The sequence below is a fragment of the Rhodanobacter humi genome, from assembly GCF_041107455.1.
In the GTDB taxonomy this organism is placed as follows: Bacteria; Pseudomonadota; Gammaproteobacteria; order Xanthomonadales; family Rhodanobacteraceae; genus Rhodanobacter_A.
On record NZ_JBGBPY010000001.1, the window covers coordinates 458,728 to 475,968 of the forward strand.

Here is a 17,241-nt window from a genome sequence, read left to right on the forward strand (position 1 = left end):
TTCGGAAGGAAACGGGCGGCCATTGTACGGTGCCTGCGATGCGCGGCCCACGAGGCCACCGCGTCAGGCAGAAACCGGGCGCAGCTTGCGGCCCAAGGCGAACAGCAGCGGCATCACGGCCAGGATCGCCAGCACCACCAGCGGACCGGCCCAGCCGAACACGTGCGGCTCGACGCGGCGTTCCGACCATGCCTGCCGCAAGTACAGCGACCCCAGCGGCAGGTTCAGCAACAGCGCCGTGGCCGTGCCCGGCATGTACTGGCGCGTCGTGACGGTGACGAGGACGTGCGGCAGGAAGACATTCAGCACCATCGCCAACGCGTAGCCAGCCATCAGGTAAGCGGCCACACCGCCGGCCGCGGAAAATGACGCGGCGAGGGTGATCGCGATGAACAGGCCCGACAGCGCGAGGGCGGCGAAGCGGAACACCGGCGCCGCCACGGGCACCTGCCACCTGCCCGCCCGCACCGACCAGGCCGGAAACCGCCAAGCCTCCTCCGCGTTGTGCGCCAGCACGCCGAGCGTGAACAGCCAGCCGAGCGCCGTCAGCGACATGCGTACGCGCCGCTCAGCGCCGGTCCTTCGCTTCCAGCATCGCCTTCAGGTCGGCGAACGGGTTGCCGGTGGCGGGCGCCTGTTCGGGCGCGGCGAGCTCGTAGCCGGCGCCGCGCACGTGGTCGATATGGCGCGAATGCTCGTTGTCGTGGCAGTACACGCAGAGCAGCTCCCAGTTGCTGCCATCGGCGGGGTTGTCGTCGTGGTTGTGGTTGCGGTGGTGCACGGTGAGTTCGCGCACGTTCGCACGGGTGAACTCGCGGCCGCAGCGGCCGCAGACCCACGGGTACATCTTCAGCGCGCGCTCGCGATAGCCCTGCTCGCGCTGTTCGGCCGCACGGCGCGCCTCGGCCACGATGCGGTCGAGTCTGGCTTCGTCGGGGATCTTGGTGCTGGGCATGGCGCGGGCTGTCCGGTCAATCGCGGCGAGCATTATGCGACGGTCGCGGCCGCCCGGACATCCCGCGGCAGGCGGTCACGCCCCGCTGTGCGCGGCCACCGCGTCCAGCACGCGTGCCGAGTACACCATCGCGGCGCCGGCGTTCATCGCCACCGCCACGCCCAGCGCCTCGGCGATCTCCTCGCGGGTGGCGCCGTGCTTCAGCGCCTCGCCGGTATGCACCGTGATGCAGCCGTCGCAGCGGGTGGTGACCGCCACGGCCAGCGAAATCAGCTCGCGAGTCTTGGCGTCCAGGTGGTTGGTCTTGCTGCCGGCGGCGCTGAGGGTCTGATAGCCACGCAGCGTGTCGGGGCTGAGCTTGCCGATCTCGCCGATGCGGCCGAGCAATTCTTTGCGGTATTCCAGCCAATCGAGCATGTGGGCGTCTCCCGTTGGGAAGGTGCCGAGTGTGGTGCAGGGCCCGTCAATGCGCCGTGTTGCCGACCGTCGCGGCGGCCGGGATCTCGTCGATCATCTGCGCCGCCAGCGGCTGGTAGCCACCCTCGAAATGGTGATCGCCGTTCTTGGGATGCACGGTCACCCACGCGGGCAGGCCGGGGTCGGTGCACAGGCTGTCGTCGGCATCGTCCTTGCCGTAGTAGCAGATCACCGGGAACTGGTGCTTGAGCGCCACCACCGGCGGCAGCGCGTCGTAGTGCGGCACCTTGTTGAACTTCTCCAGCACGGTCTTCACGAAGGCCTTGAAGCGCCCCTGCGTAATCATGTAACCCTCGAACTGGATCTCGAAGCTGGTGTCGCGGCTGGGCGAGAGCAGCACCAGCTGGGTGATCCGCGCGCGGTTGGCCGGGCTGAGCTTGTCGATCAGCGTGGGCAGCACGTCGGCGCCGAAGGAGAAGCCCACCAGCCACACGCGCCGCTTGTGCCATTGGTCGAGGTATTTCGTCATCAGCGCGTCGAGCTCGACAGCGGCGACATTCGGGTCGCGGTTGCGCCAGAAATACTTGAACGCGTTGATGCCCAGCACCGGGATGCCGCGCGCCGCGAAGGCGTTGCCGAGCTGCTTGTCGAGGTCGGCCCAGCCGCCGTCGCCCGAATACAGGATGGTGAGCACGTCGTCCTCGCCCGCCGGCGCCTGCACGCCGGCCGCAGGATTGAGCACGATGGTGGAGTTCTCCAGGCTCGGCTTGGAGAACGGCGTCCAGACCAGGGCCACTCCCAACACGCATGCACCGATACCTGCCCACATGATCCGCTTTCCTCGTTTCGACAGGCTCATCGACGCACGACTCCGGTGAGGCCACCGGAGATCAGGCTGGCCACGTTGGCAAGTATCATCGGCAGCGCGATGCCGCCGGGCACGGCCATGTAGCGCGGCTCCCATTCGGGATCGAACTTGTCCTTGTAGCGCTGCAGGCCCCGGAAATTGTAGAAGCGTTCGCCGCGGCCGAACACCAGCGCGCCGAAGCGGTTCCACAGCGGCGCCTGGCGCCGGCTGGTGAGGCCGGCCAAGGGCGCCATGCCCAGGTTGAACCAGCGGTAGCCCTGCTGCTTCGCCCACTGCATCAGCTCGACGAACAGGAAATCCATGAGGCCGGACGGGCCTTCCGGCGCGAAGCGCATCAGGTCCAGCGAGGCTTCTTCCTTCGTCTCGGTGAGGAACAGGTTCGCGAAGGCCACGATCCGTTCGCCCTGCCACACCAGCGCCATCGGCGTGCGCACCAGATAGCGCGGGTCGAACGCGCCCAGCGAGAAGCGCTTCTCGCGCGCGTGCTTGTCGGCCAGCCAGGCGTCGGAGATCTCCTTCAGCTGCGGCAGCAGCGGCGCCACGGCGTCCGCCGGCACGATCTCCAGCCGCAGGCCGTCGCGGCCCAGCTTGTTGATCGTGCCGCGCAGGGTCTTCTTCGTCTTGCCGTCGAGGTTGAAATCCGCGAGCCGCACGCGCGCCTCCTCGCCGATCTTCAGCAGGTTCATGCCCACTTCGAGGTACATGTCCAGGTCTTCGGGGCAGACCTGGTAGAACACCGGCCAGCCGCCCGCGCGTCCGCACTGTTCCATGAAGCTCCACACCAGCTCGCGCCGCGCGTCCTCGTCCGTGCCCACCGGGTCGCCCATGGTGACCCAGCTGCGGCCCTCGGTGTCGTACATCAGGAAAGCCTTGCCCTGCTCGTCGAACAGCAGGTGCTTGTCGCCCATCAGGGCCAGGTGCGCCTGCGCGGAATGGAAGCCGCGGATCAGCGGCAGCGCGCGCTGCAGTTCCGCCTCGCTGGGCGGCACGCGGCGCAGGCGCTGCGGCTTGATCAGCGCCGCCAGCGCGAACAGCAGGCCCGCCGCCGCCGCGGCCACCAGTGCGCGCAACGCACGTGGCGCGCCGCCCTGGTGGAAGCTGAACTCCCACCACAGGCTGCTGCTGTACTCCACGTGCTTGTAGCTGAACATCACCAGCCAGGTGGCGCAGCCGAACACCGCGACGATCGCCACGATCCAGCCCACCGAGAAGCTGGTGCTGAACAGCGAGGCGCGCCGGTAGAACAGCCGGTGTGCCGGCGCCAGCGCCAGCGCCAGCAAGGCCAGCAGGCTCGCTTCCTCGTAGTCGATGCCCTTTAGCAGGGAGAGCACCGCGCCGGCCACCAGCAGCACCAGGGTCAGCCAGTAGGCCGCGTCCAGCCGCCGCTGCAGGCCGCGGGCGAGGATCAGCAGCAGCATGCCGATCACGCTGGCCAGCAGGTGCGAGACCTCCAGCACCGACAGCGGCAGCACGTCGCGCAGGATCGCCATGCGCTCCGGCAACGCCCGCGTCGCGCCGGAGAACAGCAGCACCGCGCCGGACACCAGGGTCAGGCCGGCGAAGAACGACGGCAGCAGGCCGTTGAACCACGGCGACCACAGCGACTGCCGGCGCAGGCCGCGCGCCTCGCGCTGCAGCACCAGCATGGTCGCCGCGCACAACGGCATCAGGTAGTAGACGATGCGGAACATCGCCAGCGCGCCGAGGATGGGCGCGGCCAGGTGCTTGTCGGTGGTGGCGTGGAAGCCGGCCAGCATCACCGTCTCGAACACGCCCAGGCCGCCCGGCACGTGGCTGACCAGGCCCACGATCTGCGCGATCACGAAGATCGCCAGGAAATGCCCGAAGCCGGCGTGCAGGCTGTCCGGCATCAGCACGTACATCACCGCGGCGGCCAGCCACCAGTCCAGCGCGCCCACCAGCACCTGGCGCAGCGCGGAAGCCGGCCGCGGCAGCAGCACGCGCCAGCGCCACAGCTTCAGCGGCCTGCGGATGAAGCCGCCGAGCACCCAGGCCAGCGGGATCGCGGTCAGCGCGACGGCCACGGTGAACCGCCAGTCGCTCAGCGGCAGGCCCGAGGGCAAGGGCACGATCAGCAAGGTCACGCCGGTCAGCGCCAGCAGGCCCAGCCAGAAGCTCAGCGTGCAGTACAGCACCAGCTTGGCGATCTCGGCGGTGGAGAGGCCGTTCTGCAGGTAGAAGCGGTAGCGGATCGAACCCGACACCAGGAACGACATGCCCACCGCGTTGCTGAAGGCGTAGCTGATGAAGGAGATCAGGGTGACCCGCCGCCACGGCAGCTTCCTGCCGATGGCCTGCAAGCCGAAGCGGTCGTACAGCGACATCACGCCGAAGCCCAGCGTGGTCAGCACGATCGCCAGCAGCAGGCGCTCGCGCGACACGCTGGCCACGTATTCGCGGATCTCGTGATAGGTGACGTGGCGCGCCAGCAGATGCAGCGCCCACAGCGCCAGCACCAGCATGCCCACCGACAGCAGCGGCCCGGCGATGCGCCGCAGCAGCACCGCCCGCTGGCTGGGCGGGCTCAGGGCATCATCCGTGCGTGGCACCTGCTCGACTTTTTCCTGCTCCACGCGACGCTCGTTTCCCTGGGAGGTACCTGGCGAGCTGTCGAGAAACAGCCCGATGACTCGATTCACGGATGGATCGTCCGCCGGTCGATCATCCAAGTGATTGACCGGCGAAGCCGAGCCCGGACAGTGCGCCGGCCCCGGTACCCCACTAGTTTAGAGCAGGCCTTGTTGCAGGCGATGAACGGTGTCCGCGATCACTGTGCAGACGTGCCCTGCCCCATGCGCGCGATCCAGCGGTACATCAGCACCACGCTGGCCACGAACACGATGCCGCCGATCCAGATCGCCGCGCCGTGGAAGCCCTCGCCCACCAGCGCCAGCGGCGCGTTGCGGTTGGCGAAGCCGAGCTTGTCGGAGAACGCCACCAGCGCGGCCACGATCACGCCGAGCAGGCTCTCGCCCACGATCAGGCCCGAGGCCAGCAGCACGCCGAGCTGCCTGGTGGGTTCGGGCCTGGGACCGCGATCGGCGCGCTTGTCGAACCAGGCGCCGACCAGCGCACCCACCACCACCATCAGCGTGGTCGAGGTGGGCAGGTAGATGCCCAGGCCCACCGCCAGCGGCGGCAGGCGCATCGACTTCGAGATACGCACGAGGATCTCGTCCAGCACGATGATCGCCACGCCGATCACGCCGCCAATGATGATCAGGCTCCAGTCGATGTTGCCGGTGATCACGCCCTGCGCCAGCGCCGAGATCAGACCCGCCTGCGGCGCCGGCAGCGCGCGCGCGGGGTCGACACCGGGCGCGCCGAGGAAGCCGTAAGCCTGGTTGAGCAGGTCCAGCACCGGCGGGATCACCAGCGCGCCGGCGATCACGCCGATCACCAGCGCCCACTGCTGCAGCGAGGGCGTGGCGTCGACCAGTTGGCCGGTCTTGAGGTCCTGCAGGTTGTTGTTCGCGATCGAAGCCACCGCGAACACGATCGCGGTGATGAACAGCGCGAACGCCACCAGCGCCTTGCCCGCGTCCGCCGGCACCATGGACTTCACGCCCAGCACCAGCAGCAGCGCGGCGATGATGACGACGAGGATGCCCACGCCCGACAGCGGGCTGTTCGACGAGCCGATCAGGCCTGCCATGTAGCCGCACACCGCCGAGACCAGGAAGCTCAGGATGATCACGAACAGCACGCCGCCGATCACCAGCAGCGTGGCGTGCTCGCCCAGCCCGCTGATATTGGCGAAGTGGCCGAGCAGGTAGCCCACCGGAATCAGGCACAGCAGGGTAATCAGGCCGACCATGCCGATCGGCATGTCGTGCTCGGTGCGCGGCAGCGTGTGCAACTGGCCGCTCTTGCGCGCCTTCGAGGCGCGCATCGCGCCGGCGAGGCCGCCGATGACGGGCTTCACCAGCTTGGCCAGCGTCCAGATCGCGGCCACGCCGATGGTGCCCGCGCCCACGAAGCGCACGGAATGGTTCCAGGTGGCCTGGGCGGCATCCGCGGCTGCACCCGCGACAGGGTGCAGCACGAGGAAGTGCGGCACCGCCCAGCCCCAGCCGATCAGCGCACCCACCAGCATCGCCACGCCCACCCACAGGCCCACCAAGTGGCCCACCGCGAACAGCGCGAACGAGAGGCTGAAGTCGAAACCGGTGGCCGCGCCCCGGTCGCCCATGCGGAAGTAGCTGGACACCGCTTCGGCGAACACCTTGGTCTGCACCACCACGTAGAACACCGCCGAGACGATGGAGCCCACGATCACCGCCTTGAGGCCCGCGCCACCGGATTCCACCGACTCGGCGGCCTCCTCGCCGCCCGCCGAACCCACCTTGAGCACCTCGGCGCAGGCCACGCCTTCCGGATACGGCAGGTCCGAGTCGGTCACCAGCGCGCGGCGCAGCGGGATCGTGTACATCACGCCCAGGATGCCGCCGGTGGCGCAGATGCCGAAGCTCATCCAGAACGGGAAGCCGTTCCACCAGCCGATGATGATCAGGCCCGGCAGCACGAAGATGATCGAGGACAGCGTGCCGGCGGCCGAGGCCACCGTCTGCACGATGTTGTTCTCCTGCATCGTGGAGTTCTTCATCGCCCGCAGTATCGCCATCGAGATCACCGCCGCCGGGATCGAGGTGGCGAAGGTGAGGCCGGCCTTGAGGCCGAAGAACACGTTGGCCGCGGTGAACACCACGGTGATCACGATGCCGATGACCAGGCCGCGCAGGGTCAGTTCGGCGCGCGAGGACGCGCTGGATGCGGATGGGTTCACGCTGGTACTCCCCGGATGGACGCTGCCGCGCACGATAGCGTGGATCGGGCGTACCGCGAAATTTCGCCCCGAAAGTACCGCCTGGCACGGCCGGCATGCTTCGCCAAGTGCTCCGGCGCTCAAGGTTCGTCATCCCGGCGAAAGCCGGAATGACGAGCAAGACCGGGGTTTCCTCAAGTCGGGACCATCCACTGCGCCGCCCGGAAACTGCCTAGACATTGCCGCAACACCCGCCGGCGCACTGTGACGGTGCTGCGATTCGGAAGGAGAGCTGCATGTGGCGCAAGCCATGGCTCAACCTCGGTGCCGTCATCTGCCTGGCGCTGGCGCTGCTCACGCTCGCCACCGGGTCGTCGCTGGCTGCGCGCGACGACGCCGGCTTCGTGGCGCGGATCGACCTGAACGGCCCGATCGGACCGGCCGCGGCGGAATACGTGGATGCTGCGATGCGTCAAGCCGACGCCGACGGCGCCACGGCGATCGTGCTGCAGATGGATACGCCCGGCGGCCTGGCCGAATCGATGCGGCGTATCGTCAGCGCGATCCTGGCATCGCGGCTGCCGGTGCTCGGCTACGTGGCGCCGGCCGGCGCGCGCGCGGCCTCGGCCGGCACCTACATCCTGTATGCCTGCCCGATCGCGGCGATGGCGCCGGCCACCCACCTGGGTGCCGCTACCCCGGTCAGCCTCGGCGGCGACACGCCGCTGCCGATCGGCGGCACGCAACCGGCTTCACCCAAGAGCAGCGGCACACCTGAACCCGGCGGTCCCGCACCCGACGCCGAAACCCGCAAGGTGCTCAACGATGCGATCGCCTACATCCGCTCGCTGGCGCAACTGCATGGACGCAACGCGGCCTGGGCCGAGCAGGCGGTGCGCGGCGCGGCCACGCTCACCGCCAGCGAAGCGGCCAGCCAGCACGTGGTCGACTTCGTCGCCGCCGATGTCACCGCGCTGCTGGCGCAGGCCGACGGCCGCACGGTGAAGCTTGGCGACCAAAGCGTGGCACTGAAGCTGCGCGGCCTGGCCGTGCACGATTACCCGCCGGACTGGCGGGCGCGCTTCCTCGGCATCATCACCAACCCGACGATCGCCTACCTGCTGTTGCTGGCCGGCATCTACGGGCTGATCCTGGAAGCGTTCCACCCCGGCACCTACCTGCCCGGCGTCACCGGCGGCATCTGCCTGCTGGTGGGCCTGTACGCGTTGCAACTGCTGCCGGTGAACTACGCGGGGCTGGCCCTGATGGCGCTGGGCATCGGCCTGCTGCTGGCGGAGGCCTTCGTGCCCACCGCGGGCGTGGTGGGCATCGGCGGGGTGATCGCGTTCGTGATCGGCTCGATCATGCTGTTCCACCGCGGCGTGCCGGGCTACGAGGTGAACGTGGGCGTGATCGCCGGTCTCGCCTTCTGCGCGGTTGCCTTGCTGGCCATGCTGCTGCGGCTGGTGACGCGCGCGCGCCGGGCCAAGCCCTTCCTCGGCGACGAACCGATGCTGCAGGCCAGTGGCGAACTGCTGCAGGCGGTGCCGGCCGGCGGCGAAAGCTGGGCGCTGATCGGCGGCGAACGCTGGCGGATACATTGCGAAGTCGCCCTGCCGGCCGGGACGCGCGTGCGCGTCACCGCACGGCACGGCCTGCTGCTTCACGTCACGCCCTTGCAGGCGAACAAAGGAGAGCTCCCATGATCGGGTTCGGTGGTGTCGTCGTCATCGTGGTGGTCCTGCTGCTGTTCCTGTCGATCAAGGTGTTGCCGGAATACCAGCGCGGCGTGGTGCTGACGCTGGGCCGCTACACCGGCATCAAGGGGCCGGGCCTGGTGATCCTGGTGCCCATCGTGCAGCGCATGACGCGGGTGGATCTGCGCGTGACCGTGATGGACGTGCCGCCGCAGGACGTGATCTCGCGCGACAACGTCTCGGTGCGGGTGAACGCGGTGGTGTATTTCCGCGTGGTGGAACCGGACAAGTCGGTACTGCAGGTGGAGAACTTCCTGCAAGCCACCAGCCAGTTGTCGCAGACCCGGCTGCGCTCGGTGCTTGGCCAGCACGAGCTGGACGAGATCCTGTCGCAGCGCGACTCGATCAACCACAGCCTGCAGCAGATCCTCGACGAGGCCACCGATCCCTGGGGCATCAAGGTCACCAATGTCGAGCTCAAGGATGTCGACCTCAACGAGACGATGGTGCGCGCGATCGCCCGCCAGGCCGAGGCCGAGCGCGAACGGCGCGCCAAGGTGATCCATGCCGAGGGCGAACTGCAGGCTGCCGAGAAGCTGCGCGATGCCGCCGCCATGCTCTCGCAGCAGCCGCAAGCCCTGTCGCTGCGCTACCTGCAGACGATGGCCGACATGTCCAACAGCGGCAAGGCATCCACCATCGTGTTCCCGCTGCCGATGGAGCTGATCAAGCCGCTGCTGGATGCGTTGCCCAAGGCGTGAGCCGATTGGTCCTCGCACGGTGGTTCGGCACCATGCCGTTCCTCACCGTTCGCCCCCAGACTTGATCCGGGGGCGAACGGTGAGAGGCCAGCTCCTGCCCGCGTCCTGCTGACACGATGCTGTCAGCAGGGCATCGCCAGACTCCTCGCAACTTCCACGGAGCCTCGCCATGACCACCGCCCCCATCACCTTGTACGGTTGCGCCCCGGCCTTCGGCCTGCCCGATCCCAGCCCCTTCGTCACCAAGACCGAGGTGCAGCTGCAGATGGCCCACCTGCCCCATCGGAAAGTGTTCGCGATCCCGCCGGAAGCGCCCAAGGGCAAGCTGCCGTACATCGACGACGCGGGCGAGGTGGTGTGCGATTCCAGCTTCATCCGCACCTACCTTGAGCGCAAACACGGGGTGGACCTGGACGCGGGCCTCGACGCACGCCAGCGCGCCGAAGCCTGGGCGATCGAGCGGATGGTCGAGGATCACCTGTACTGGGCGATGGTGTGGTTCCGCTGGATCGATGCGGAGAACTTCGCCAGGGGCCCGGCGCATTTCGCCGACCGCGCGCCCGAGGCGATCCGCGAACGGCTGCGCGAGGACATGCAGGCCGCCAAGCAGAACGCGCTGCACGCGCACGGCCTGGGCCGCCACAACCGCGAACAGATCGCCGAGCTGGGCACGCGCTCGATCGACGCGCTGGCCATGCTGCTGGGCGAGCGCGAATATCTGTTCGGCGACCGGCCGCACGCCGTCGATGCCATCGCCTTCGGCGTGCTCGCGGCGATCCTCACCCCGTTCTTCGACACGCCGCTGCGCACCGCCGCCGAGCGCCATCCGAACCTGGTCGACTACGTGGCGCGCATGATGCGGGTCTACTACCCAGCGCACGTCTGGCCGCAGCCGCAGGCCGCGGCGGCCTGAGTCACCGCGTACAATGGGCGGCTGTTGTCCTCAAGGCACGCGCATGGCCCTCAACGCCACCATCCACAAGGCCGAGCTGTCGATCAGCGACATGGACCGGCATTACTACGCCAGCCATGCGCTGACGCTGGCGCGGCATCCGTCCGAGACCGAGGAACGCCTGATGGTGCGCCTGCTCGCGTTCGTGCTGTACGCGGACGAGCGACTGGAATTCGGCAAAGGCCTCAGCGACGAGGACGAGCCGGCGCTGTGGCGCAAGGCGTATACCGACGAGATCGAGCTGTGGATCGAGCTGGGCCAGCCGGACGAGTCGCGCATCCGCAAGGCCTGCGGCCGCGCGCGTCAGGTCGTGGTGTTCACCTACGGCGGACGCGGCGCGGATATCTGGTGGGACAAGCTGGCCGGCGCGCTCGCCCGCAACGACAATCTCACCGTGCTGGACATCCCGGAAACCGACGTGCGGGCACTCGCCGCGCTGTGCGATCGCGGCATGCGCCTGCAGTGCCTGATCCAGGACGGCGAGCTGCAGCTCATCAGCGGCGACCGCACGCTGGCGATCCGCCCGCAGGCGCGCATGGGCGATTACGCCGTCGCCTGAACCTGCAATCATGTAGGAGCGCACCCTGTGCGCGAATGCTCTGGCCGGTGTGCCGAAAAGTGCTTCGCGCCCAGGGTGCGCTCCTACCCCCATTCCCCATGCCTGGAGTCGCTCATGCGCTGGCTGTTGCCCTTGTTCGCCCTGTTCGCCCTCGCCGCCTGCGGCCCCGCGCCGGCACCGTACACCGGTGGCCACGTGGACAAGCTCACCACGATCGACGAAGTCGTCGGCGGCGGCGCCGAGGCGAAACCGGGCACGGACGTGCGAGTGAATTACACCGGCTGGTTGTACGACGAGCAGGCGAAGGACCACCGCGGCGCGAAGTTCGACAGCTCGCTCGACCACGGCGCGCCGTTCTCGTTCCCGCTCGGCCAGGGCCGCGTCATCAAGGGCTGGGACGAAGGCGTGGCCGGCATGCGCGTGGGCGGCAAGCGCATCCTGCTGATTCCCGCGGCGCTGGGCTATGGCGAGCGCGGCGCCGGCCGCGCGATTCCGCCGGACGCCTCGCTGGTGTTCGAGGTCGAGCTGCTTCAAGTCGCCCCGAACTGAGTGCCATCGCCCCTGCAAAGTGGCACCATGCAGCCACCACACCCACCCGCAGGAGAACGCCATGAAAGGCATGGAACAGAAAAAGAGCGACAAGAAGAAACCGCTGAAGACGCCCAAGGAGAAGAAGGCCGAGAAGGCGGCAAAGAAAGCCGCCAAGCGCTGAGTCCCCCCGTAGGAGCGGCTTCAGCCGCGACGCATTTGTCACCGCGGGACGCAATCGCGGCTGAAGCCGCTCCTACGCGGGCGCGTTTACGGCTCGGCAGCAGCCGCTTCGCGCCCCAGTTGGCGGATGCGCGCTTCCTCGCGCGCATCAAGAATCGACTGCATCACGCTGTCCACGTCGACGTCGCTCTCGTCGAACACGAAATGGCCGCTCAGCTCGCTGTCCGGCTGCAATTCGCCCTGCTCGAACAGCGCCCACATCTCCTCGGCGTAATGCGTGTCGAGCAGTTCCGGCGCGAAGCGCGCCAGGCTGATCGTGAGATTGCCCACGTCCCGCCGCAGCATGGTCCGCGCGGCGTTGTTGCCGGCGGCGCTGACCACCTGCGGCAGGTCGATGATCACCGGGCCGTCCGGCGCCACCAGCACGTTGTATTCGGACAGGTCGCCGTGGATCAGCCCCTCGCACAGCATCCGCGCGACCTGGCGGATCAGCACGCGGTGGAACTCGCGCGCGGTGTCCGCCGACAGTTCCACCTCGCCCAGCCGCGGCGCGGAATCGCCGTCGGCATCGGCGACCAGTTCCATCACCAGCACGCCGTTGAAGTAGCCGTGCGGCTGCGGCACCCGCACGCCGGCGGCGACGAGCTGATACAGCGCGTCCACCTCGGCGTTCTTCCACGCGGCCTCGGCCTCCTTGCGGCCGAACTTCGTCGCCTTGCCCATCGCGCGCGCCTGCCGGCTGCCGCGCACCTTGCGCCCTTCCTGGTACTGCACGCGCTGCTGGAAGCTGCGCTGGGCCATGTCCTTGTAGACCTTGGCACAGCGGATCGCGTCGCCGGAGCGCACCACGTAGACGGACGCCTCCTTGCCGCTCTTGAGCGGACGCAGCACTTCGTCGATCACGCCGTCATCGATCAGCGCCTGCAGGCCGGCGGGGGTTTTCATGCGTAAAGAGGTTCGTCAGAGCAAGGGAAGCCGGCCATTATGACCGATCCGCATGAATCCCCGTCGCAAGCCGGTCGCACGCGGCGGCGACCAGCTCGTACGAGCGCCGCCGCAGCGCATGCTCGAACACGTTGCTGACGATCATCAGCTCGTCCGGCCGGTGACGGTCGACGAAGGCCGCGATGCCCTGCTTCACCGTGGCGGCACCGCCGACCACGGCGCAGGCCAGCGCGCGCTCCACCATCAGCTTTTCCGGCGGCGTCCAGTACGCCTCGATGTCGGCGATCGGCGGCGGGATCAGCCCCGGATGGCCGCGACGCAGGTTGATGAAGCTCTGCTGCTGGGTGGTGAACAACCGCCGTGCCTCGTCGTCGCTGTCCGCCGCCACCACGTTGATGCCAAGCATCGCGTACGGCCGCGCCAGCCGCGCCGAGGGGCGGAAGTCGCGGCGGTACAGCGCCAGCGCCTCGTCCATCGCGTCGGGCGCGAAGTGCGAGGCGAATGCGTACGGCAGGCCCAGCTGTGCGGCCAGCCGCGCGCCGAACAGGCTGGAACCGAGCAGCCACACCGGCACCTCGCTGCCCGCGCCAGGCACGGCACGCACTGCCTGGTCCGGCGCGGCCGGCTCGAAGTAGGCAAGCAGCTCCATCACGTCCTGCGGGAACGCATCGGCGCTGTCGTAATAGCGGCGCAGCGCCCGCGCGGTGGCGTGGTCGGTGCCGGGCGCGCGGCCCAGGCCGAGGTCGATGCGGTTGCCGTGCAGCGCGGCCAGCGTGCCGAAGGCCTCGGCCACCTGCAGCGGTGCGTGGTTCGGCAGCATGATGCCGCCCGCGCCGACGCGGATGGTCGAAGTGCCGGCGGCGATATGCCCGATCAGCACCGCGGTCGCCGCGCTGGCGATGCCCGGCATGTTGTGGTGTTCGGCCAGCCAGTAGCGCCGGTAGCCCAACCGCTCGGCGAGCTGCGCGAGGTCCAGCGTGTTGCGGAACGCCTGGGCGGCGTCGCTGCCTTCGGTGATCGGCGCGAGGTCGAGGACGGAGAACGGGATCATGGTGGCATCCGGGAATACGATGCGACCTGATCTGGGGGCGGATGCCGCACTTGGAAAGGTCTGATCAAAAGGTCTGATAAATCGGCTTCTTGCTCGTCATTCCTGCGAGGAGCTTTTCAACAGCCGAAGGCTGGTCAAGCAGAAAGCGCTTCACAACAGCGAAGCTGGTCATCCAGTGCCTTTGTGTTCAATCGCCTACAGCATGGATCCCAGCCTGCGCTCATTGCTGTCCGGAATATTCGCAGACGATCTTCTCCCCTCTCCCTCCGGGAGAGGGGCTAGGGGAGAGGGTTCGGACTTGCCGAGACACTTCGCTCCGCTCGAACCCTCTCCCGGCTGCCGCCACCCTCTCCCGAAGGGAGAGGGGCTCACCAGTCAGCGCCTGCGCGAATTCAAGTCGCTCGGTTTCGTTGTTCAAAGCGATAGCTTGGGGTGCTTAGAGTCTGCGAACTGGGATTTCGGATATTGCGGACAGCGGTGAGCCTGCGCTGGGATGACGAGCAGAATCAGAGCATCCCTTGGCAATCGTCAGCCATCCGGATGCCGCGCCTGCCACGCCACCAGCGCGGCCTTGTAACGCTCCAGCGCCGCCTCGTACGTGTCGTAGACGCAGGGCACGCAACCTTCGCCGCAGCAGTCGGATGGATCGGGCTCGGGCGGTGGCTGCGGCCGCGGATCGTCGGGCGGGTTGGCAGGCGTGTCGGCGGTGCTCACGCGCAAGGATTCCGGTCTGGCATCGCTTGCAGTGTATCGCCGCACTGGCCGCGCGGCCGGCGCGCTGCGATGATCGAAGCCCCCCCGTTGCGGAAGTCCCCCGATGCCGTCACGCCGTCTCCTCCCCCTGCTTGCGCTGCTGGCCGCGCTGTCTCTGCCCTTCGGTGCGCAAGCCGCTCCCGCTGCCGGCGAGCACTATCGCGTGGTGGCCTACGACACCGCGCAGCACCCGATTCCCGCGGACGACGTGGACCGCATCGACACCTTGATCTTCGCGTTCGCGCAGGTGGTCGATGGCCAGGTGACGCTCGGCGACACGGCCCGCGCGCGGCTGGCGCAGCGGATCGCGCTGAAGGCCGCGCACCCGCAATTGAAGGTGACGGTGTCGGTGGGCGGCTGGGAGGCGGGAGGCTTCTCCGAGGCGGCGTCCACCGCGGCCGGTCGGCAACGCTTCGCCGACAGCGCCGCCGCGCTGCTGGCGGCAACGCACGCCGACGGCCTCGACGTGGACTGGGAATACCCCGGCCACCACGAATCCGGCATCGCCTCCAGCCCCGACGACCGCGCGCACTTCACCGCCCTGCTCCAGACGCTGCGCGCCACGTTCGATCGCACCGGCCACGGCAAGCACTACCTGCTCAGCATCGCCGCCGCAGACGGCCCGTTCGTGGACGGCATCGACATCGCCGCGGTGGCGCCGTCGCTGGACTGGTTCAACCTGATGACCTATGACTTCTGCAACGCGATGACGCCGACCACTTGCAACCACACCGGCCTGCACGCCTCCGCGCTGGCGCCGGCCGATGCGCGCACGCTGGCGCGCGCGGTGCGGCAGTTCCTCGCCGCCGGCGTGCCGCCGGCCAAGCTGGTGCCGGGCGTGGCGTTCTACGGCCGCGAGTTCGCCGATGTGCAGCCGGAGCATCACGGCCTGTTCCAGCGCTTCGGCCACTTCCAGGCCATGATCGCGTGGCCGCAGCTCAAGGCCGACTACATCGGTCGCCACGGCTACGTGCGCTATTGGGATGCCAAGGCCGAGGCGCCGTACCTGTGGAACGCCAGGACGCGCAGCTTCATCAGCTACGACGATCCGCAGTCCATCGCCGCCAAGGCCGCCTACGTGAAGGCGCAGCACCTGGGCGGCCTGATGTACTGGGAGCAGGACAACGACCCCGATGGCGAGTTGCTCAAGGCGATGTGGCAAGGCCTGCAGTGACCTTCGTCCATGACCTGTGACCCATGCCGGACATCGCCACGGGACAGCGTCCGGCGAGGCTGGTAAAACGGCAGGCGGCGAGGCCTTCCCTCGCAGAGGCAACCGATGTTCCCTCACCGCCGCCTGGCCGTCCTGCTCGCCTGCGTGTTGCTGGCCTGCGGCCCGCGTGCCGCCTCCGCCCAGACACCAGCCCAGACGCCGGCCCGGACACCCGACCTGACGCCGGACCAGTGGCAGGCGCTGCAGCTCGCCGCGGCGGACAAGTCCGACCGGATCATGGCCGTGGCGAACCGGCACAAGGGGCTGCTCGCGCAATACCAGGTGATGCGCCGTACCTGGGACGAGGACAAGTCGCCGGCGTTCCGGCTGATCTTCGGCCAGTACATCAGCTGGTACCAGAGCTTCATCGGCGACTACTCCGACGCGGCGGCCAGCTTCTCGATCAAGCAGCTGCCCGAGCCGGACGATCGCCCTTCGCCGCTGGGCCTGCCCGACTACCATGCCCATCCCGCGCTGGCGGCCATCCCTGAGCTGGCGAAGCCCTACCGCGTCGTGCTGCTCAACGAGGCGCACAACGTGGCGCTCACCCGCAGCCTCACCGTGCAGCTGCTGAGCCGCCTGCGCGCGGAAGGCTTCGACTGGTTCGCCGCCGAGACGCTGTACCAGGCCGACACCGGCCTGCAGGCGCGCGGCTACCCCGTCGACAAGAGCGGCTTCTACACCGAGGAACCGGTGTGCGCCGAGATGGTGCGCACCGCCCTGAAGCTGGGCTTCAAGGTGGTCGCCTACGAGGCCACGTCCGACGCCACCGGCGACGCGCGCGAGGCCGAGCAGGCGCGCAACCTCGACGCCGCCGTGTTCAAGCGCGATCCCGCGGCGCGGCTGGTGGTCGATGCCGGTTACGGGCACATCGTGAAGTCGGGGCGCTACCTCGGCGGCTCCTCGATGGCCGAGCACCTGTACCAGCTCACCGGCCTGCCGATGCTGTCGGTCGAGCAGACCGCGCTGTATCCGCACGCACTCGCCGACGACGACCACCCGGTCTACACCGCGGTGATGGCGCAGCTGCATCCGCACGTGCCGATCGTGTTCACCAGCGCCACGGGCCAGCCCTGGTCGCTGCGCCCGGGCTACGACGTCAGCGTGTTCTTCCCGCTGAGCCACTTGGTGCGTGGCCGGCCCGACTGGCTGGAACTGGGCGGCCTGCGCCAGGCCTGGTTCGTCGATGGCGCGCGCTGCCAGCAACACTTTCCCTGCCTGGTCGAGGCACGCTACGCCGATGAAAGCGACGACGCGATCCCGGCCGATCGCCTGGTGCTGGACCAGGTTCCGCTGCTGGGCACGCTGGATCTGCGGATGACGATCAGCTCGCAGGGCGTGCCGGGCTCCGATCTCTACCTGCGCCCCGGCAAGTACCGCCTGCGCTTCAGCACCGAGAACGGCGACCCGCTCCACCACCAGAACATCACCGTACCGGCGAAGCGTGGCGGCGACAGTGCCGCCACGCTCCCGGAACCACCCAGGTCGACGCTGGCCTGCCAACCCGGCGTGCTGCCGCGCCGCTGCAGCGGCTGACCATCGCCACACCACGCCCCCGCTCGTGAAGGAGAGT

The 17,241-nt window shown here is 68.7% G+C and carries 16 protein-coding genes; 7 read left to right on the forward strand and 9 right to left on the reverse strand.

What is annotated here, in order from left to right; translation table 11 throughout:
* Positions 1-63: 63 nt before the first annotated feature.
* From AB7878_RS02170 to AB7878_RS02195, 6 genes are all read right to left on the reverse strand, one after another.
* A complete protein-coding gene (locus tag AB7878_RS02170) occupies positions 64-555 on the reverse strand; it encodes an HXXEE domain-containing protein (protein WP_369492779.1) in 492 nt (163 codons plus the stop codon).
* A gap of 13 nt (positions 556-568) precedes the next feature.
* Complete coding sequence (locus tag AB7878_RS02175) at positions 569-955, reverse strand: YajD family HNH nuclease (RefSeq protein ID WP_369492780.1); 387 nt, start codon at positions 953-955, stop codon at positions 569-571.
* 75 nt (positions 956-1,030) lie between these two features.
* Positions 1,031-1,372: a carboxymuconolactone decarboxylase family protein gene (locus tag AB7878_RS02180; RefSeq protein WP_369492781.1), complete on the reverse strand. Its 342-nt coding sequence runs from the start codon at positions 1,370-1,372 to the stop codon at positions 1,031-1,033.
* A 46-nt stretch (positions 1,373-1,418) separates the two neighbouring features.
* A complete protein-coding gene (locus AB7878_RS02185; protein WP_369492782.1) occupies positions 1,419-2,201 on the reverse strand; it encodes an AcvB/VirJ family lysyl-phosphatidylglycerol hydrolase in 783 nt (260 codons plus the stop codon).
* 26 nt (positions 2,202-2,227) lie between these two features.
* Complete coding sequence (gene mprF, locus AB7878_RS02190; RefSeq protein ID WP_369492783.1) at positions 2,228-4,900, reverse strand: bifunctional lysylphosphatidylglycerol flippase/synthetase MprF; 2,673 nt, start codon at positions 4,898-4,900, stop codon at positions 2,228-2,230.
* Between the two features lie 128 nt (positions 4,901-5,028).
* Positions 5,029-7,047 (reverse strand): OPT family oligopeptide transporter, encoded by a 2,019-nt coding sequence (locus AB7878_RS02195; RefSeq protein WP_369492784.1) that lies wholly within the window; start codon positions 7,045-7,047, stop codon positions 5,029-5,031.
* A gap of 275 nt (positions 7,048-7,322) precedes the next feature.
* Between AB7878_RS02195 and AB7878_RS02200 the strand changes: the two genes are divergently transcribed.
* The 5 genes from AB7878_RS02200 (at position 7,323) to AB7878_RS02220 (ending at position 11,544) form a co-directional block, all read left to right on the forward strand.
* Positions 7,323-8,732, forward strand: coding sequence for an NfeD family protein (locus tag AB7878_RS02200; protein WP_369492785.1), 1,410 nt, complete (start codon positions 7,323-7,325; stop codon positions 8,730-8,732).
* The gene (locus AB7878_RS02205) at positions 8,729-9,484 is read left to right on the forward strand and encodes a slipin family protein (RefSeq protein WP_369492786.1); all 756 of its coding nucleotides are present in this window, start codon (positions 8,729-8,731) and stop codon (positions 9,482-9,484) included. The genes AB7878_RS02200 and AB7878_RS02205 overlap by 4 nt, the downstream gene beginning before the upstream one ends.
* A 169-nt stretch (positions 9,485-9,653) precedes the next feature.
* On the forward strand, positions 9,654-10,397 hold the full coding sequence (locus AB7878_RS02210) for a glutathione S-transferase family protein (protein WP_369492787.1): 744 nt from the start codon (positions 9,654-9,656) through the stop codon (positions 10,395-10,397).
* A gap of 43 nt (positions 10,398-10,440) precedes the next feature.
* Positions 10,441-10,995, forward strand: a complete 555-nt coding sequence (locus AB7878_RS02215) for a YaeQ family protein (protein WP_369492788.1) — start codon at positions 10,441-10,443, stop codon at positions 10,993-10,995.
* 114 nt (positions 10,996-11,109) lie between these two features.
* On the forward strand, positions 11,110-11,544 hold the full coding sequence (locus tag AB7878_RS02220; RefSeq protein WP_369492789.1) for an FKBP-type peptidyl-prolyl cis-trans isomerase: 435 nt from the start codon (positions 11,110-11,112) through the stop codon (positions 11,542-11,544).
* Positions 11,545-11,793: 249 nt separating this feature from the next.
* On the opposite strand, the gene AB7878_RS02225 is transcribed toward AB7878_RS02220, so the two are convergent.
* From AB7878_RS02225 to AB7878_RS02235, 3 genes are all read right to left on the reverse strand, one after another.
* Positions 11,794-12,651, reverse strand: a complete 858-nt coding sequence (locus AB7878_RS02225) for a PA4780 family RIO1-like protein kinase (RefSeq protein ID WP_369492790.1) — start codon at positions 12,649-12,651, stop codon at positions 11,794-11,796.
* Between the two features lie 37 nt (positions 12,652-12,688).
* Positions 12,689-13,702 (reverse strand): LLM class flavin-dependent oxidoreductase, encoded by a 1,014-nt coding sequence (locus tag AB7878_RS02230; RefSeq protein ID WP_369492791.1) that lies wholly within the window; start codon positions 13,700-13,702, stop codon positions 12,689-12,691.
* A gap of 528 nt (positions 13,703-14,230) precedes the next feature.
* Positions 14,231-14,416, reverse strand: a complete 186-nt coding sequence (locus tag AB7878_RS02235; RefSeq protein ID WP_369492792.1) for an oxidoreductase-like domain-containing protein — start codon at positions 14,414-14,416, stop codon at positions 14,231-14,233.
* A 103-nt stretch (positions 14,417-14,519) separates the two neighbouring features.
* On the opposite strand from AB7878_RS02235, the gene AB7878_RS02240 reads away from it, so the two are divergent.
* Together AB7878_RS02240 and AB7878_RS02245 are read left to right on the forward strand one after the other, a co-directional pair.
* Positions 14,520-15,629 carry a glycoside hydrolase family 18 protein gene (locus AB7878_RS02240; RefSeq protein WP_369492793.1) on the forward strand — a complete coding sequence of 370 codons (1,110 nt, stop codon included), beginning with the start codon at positions 14,520-14,522 and terminating at the stop codon, positions 15,627-15,629.
* 105 nt (positions 15,630-15,734) lie between these two features.
* Positions 15,735-17,204: a hypothetical protein gene (locus tag AB7878_RS02245; protein WP_369492794.1), complete on the forward strand. Its 1,470-nt coding sequence runs from the start codon at positions 15,735-15,737 to the stop codon at positions 17,202-17,204.
* The last annotated feature ends 37 nt before the right edge of the window (positions 17,205-17,241 follow it).

What these genes read in the sequence shown, in the direction of transcription:
- AB7878_RS02220 (WP_369492789.1), top strand. Translation starts at nt 11,110, where the DNA reads ATGCGCTGGCTGTTGCCCTTGTTCGCCCTGTTCGCCCTCGCCGCCTGC.
- AB7878_RS02245 (WP_369492794.1), top strand. Translation starts at nt 15,735, where the DNA reads ATGTTCCCTCACCGCCGCCTGGCCGTCCTGCTCGCCTGCGTGTTGCTG.
- AB7878_RS02215 (WP_369492788.1), top strand. Translation starts at nt 10,441, where the DNA reads ATGGCCCTCAACGCCACCATCCACAAGGCCGAGCTGTCGATCAGCGAC.
- AB7878_RS02225 (WP_369492790.1), bottom strand. Translation starts at nt 12,651, where the DNA reads ATGAAAACCCCCGCCGGCCTGCAGGCGCTGATCGATGACGGCGTGATC.
- AB7878_RS02205 (WP_369492786.1), top strand. Translation starts at nt 8,729, where the DNA reads ATGATCGGGTTCGGTGGTGTCGTCGTCATCGTGGTGGTCCTGCTGCTG.
- AB7878_RS02170 (WP_369492779.1), bottom strand. Translation starts at nt 555, where the DNA reads ATGTCGCTGACGGCGCTCGGCTGGCTGTTCACGCTCGGCGTGCTGGCG.
- AB7878_RS02175 (WP_369492780.1), bottom strand. Translation starts at nt 955, where the DNA reads ATGCCCAGCACCAAGATCCCCGACGAAGCCAGACTCGACCGCATCGTG.
- AB7878_RS02185 (WP_369492782.1), bottom strand. Translation starts at nt 2,201, where the DNA reads ATGTGGGCAGGTATCGGTGCATGCGTGTTGGGAGTGGCCCTGGTCTGG.
- AB7878_RS02230 (WP_369492791.1), bottom strand. Translation starts at nt 13,702, where the DNA reads ATGATCCCGTTCTCCGTCCTCGACCTCGCGCCGATCACCGAAGGCAGC.
- AB7878_RS02210 (WP_369492787.1), top strand. Translation starts at nt 9,654, where the DNA reads ATGACCACCGCCCCCATCACCTTGTACGGTTGCGCCCCGGCCTTCGGC.
- AB7878_RS02200 (WP_369492785.1), top strand. Translation starts at nt 7,323, where the DNA reads ATGTGGCGCAAGCCATGGCTCAACCTCGGTGCCGTCATCTGCCTGGCG.
- AB7878_RS02180 (WP_369492781.1), bottom strand. Translation starts at nt 1,372, where the DNA reads ATGCTCGATTGGCTGGAATACCGCAAAGAATTGCTCGGCCGCATCGGC.
- AB7878_RS02240 (WP_369492793.1), top strand. Translation starts at nt 14,520, where the DNA reads ATGCCGTCACGCCGTCTCCTCCCCCTGCTTGCGCTGCTGGCCGCGCTG.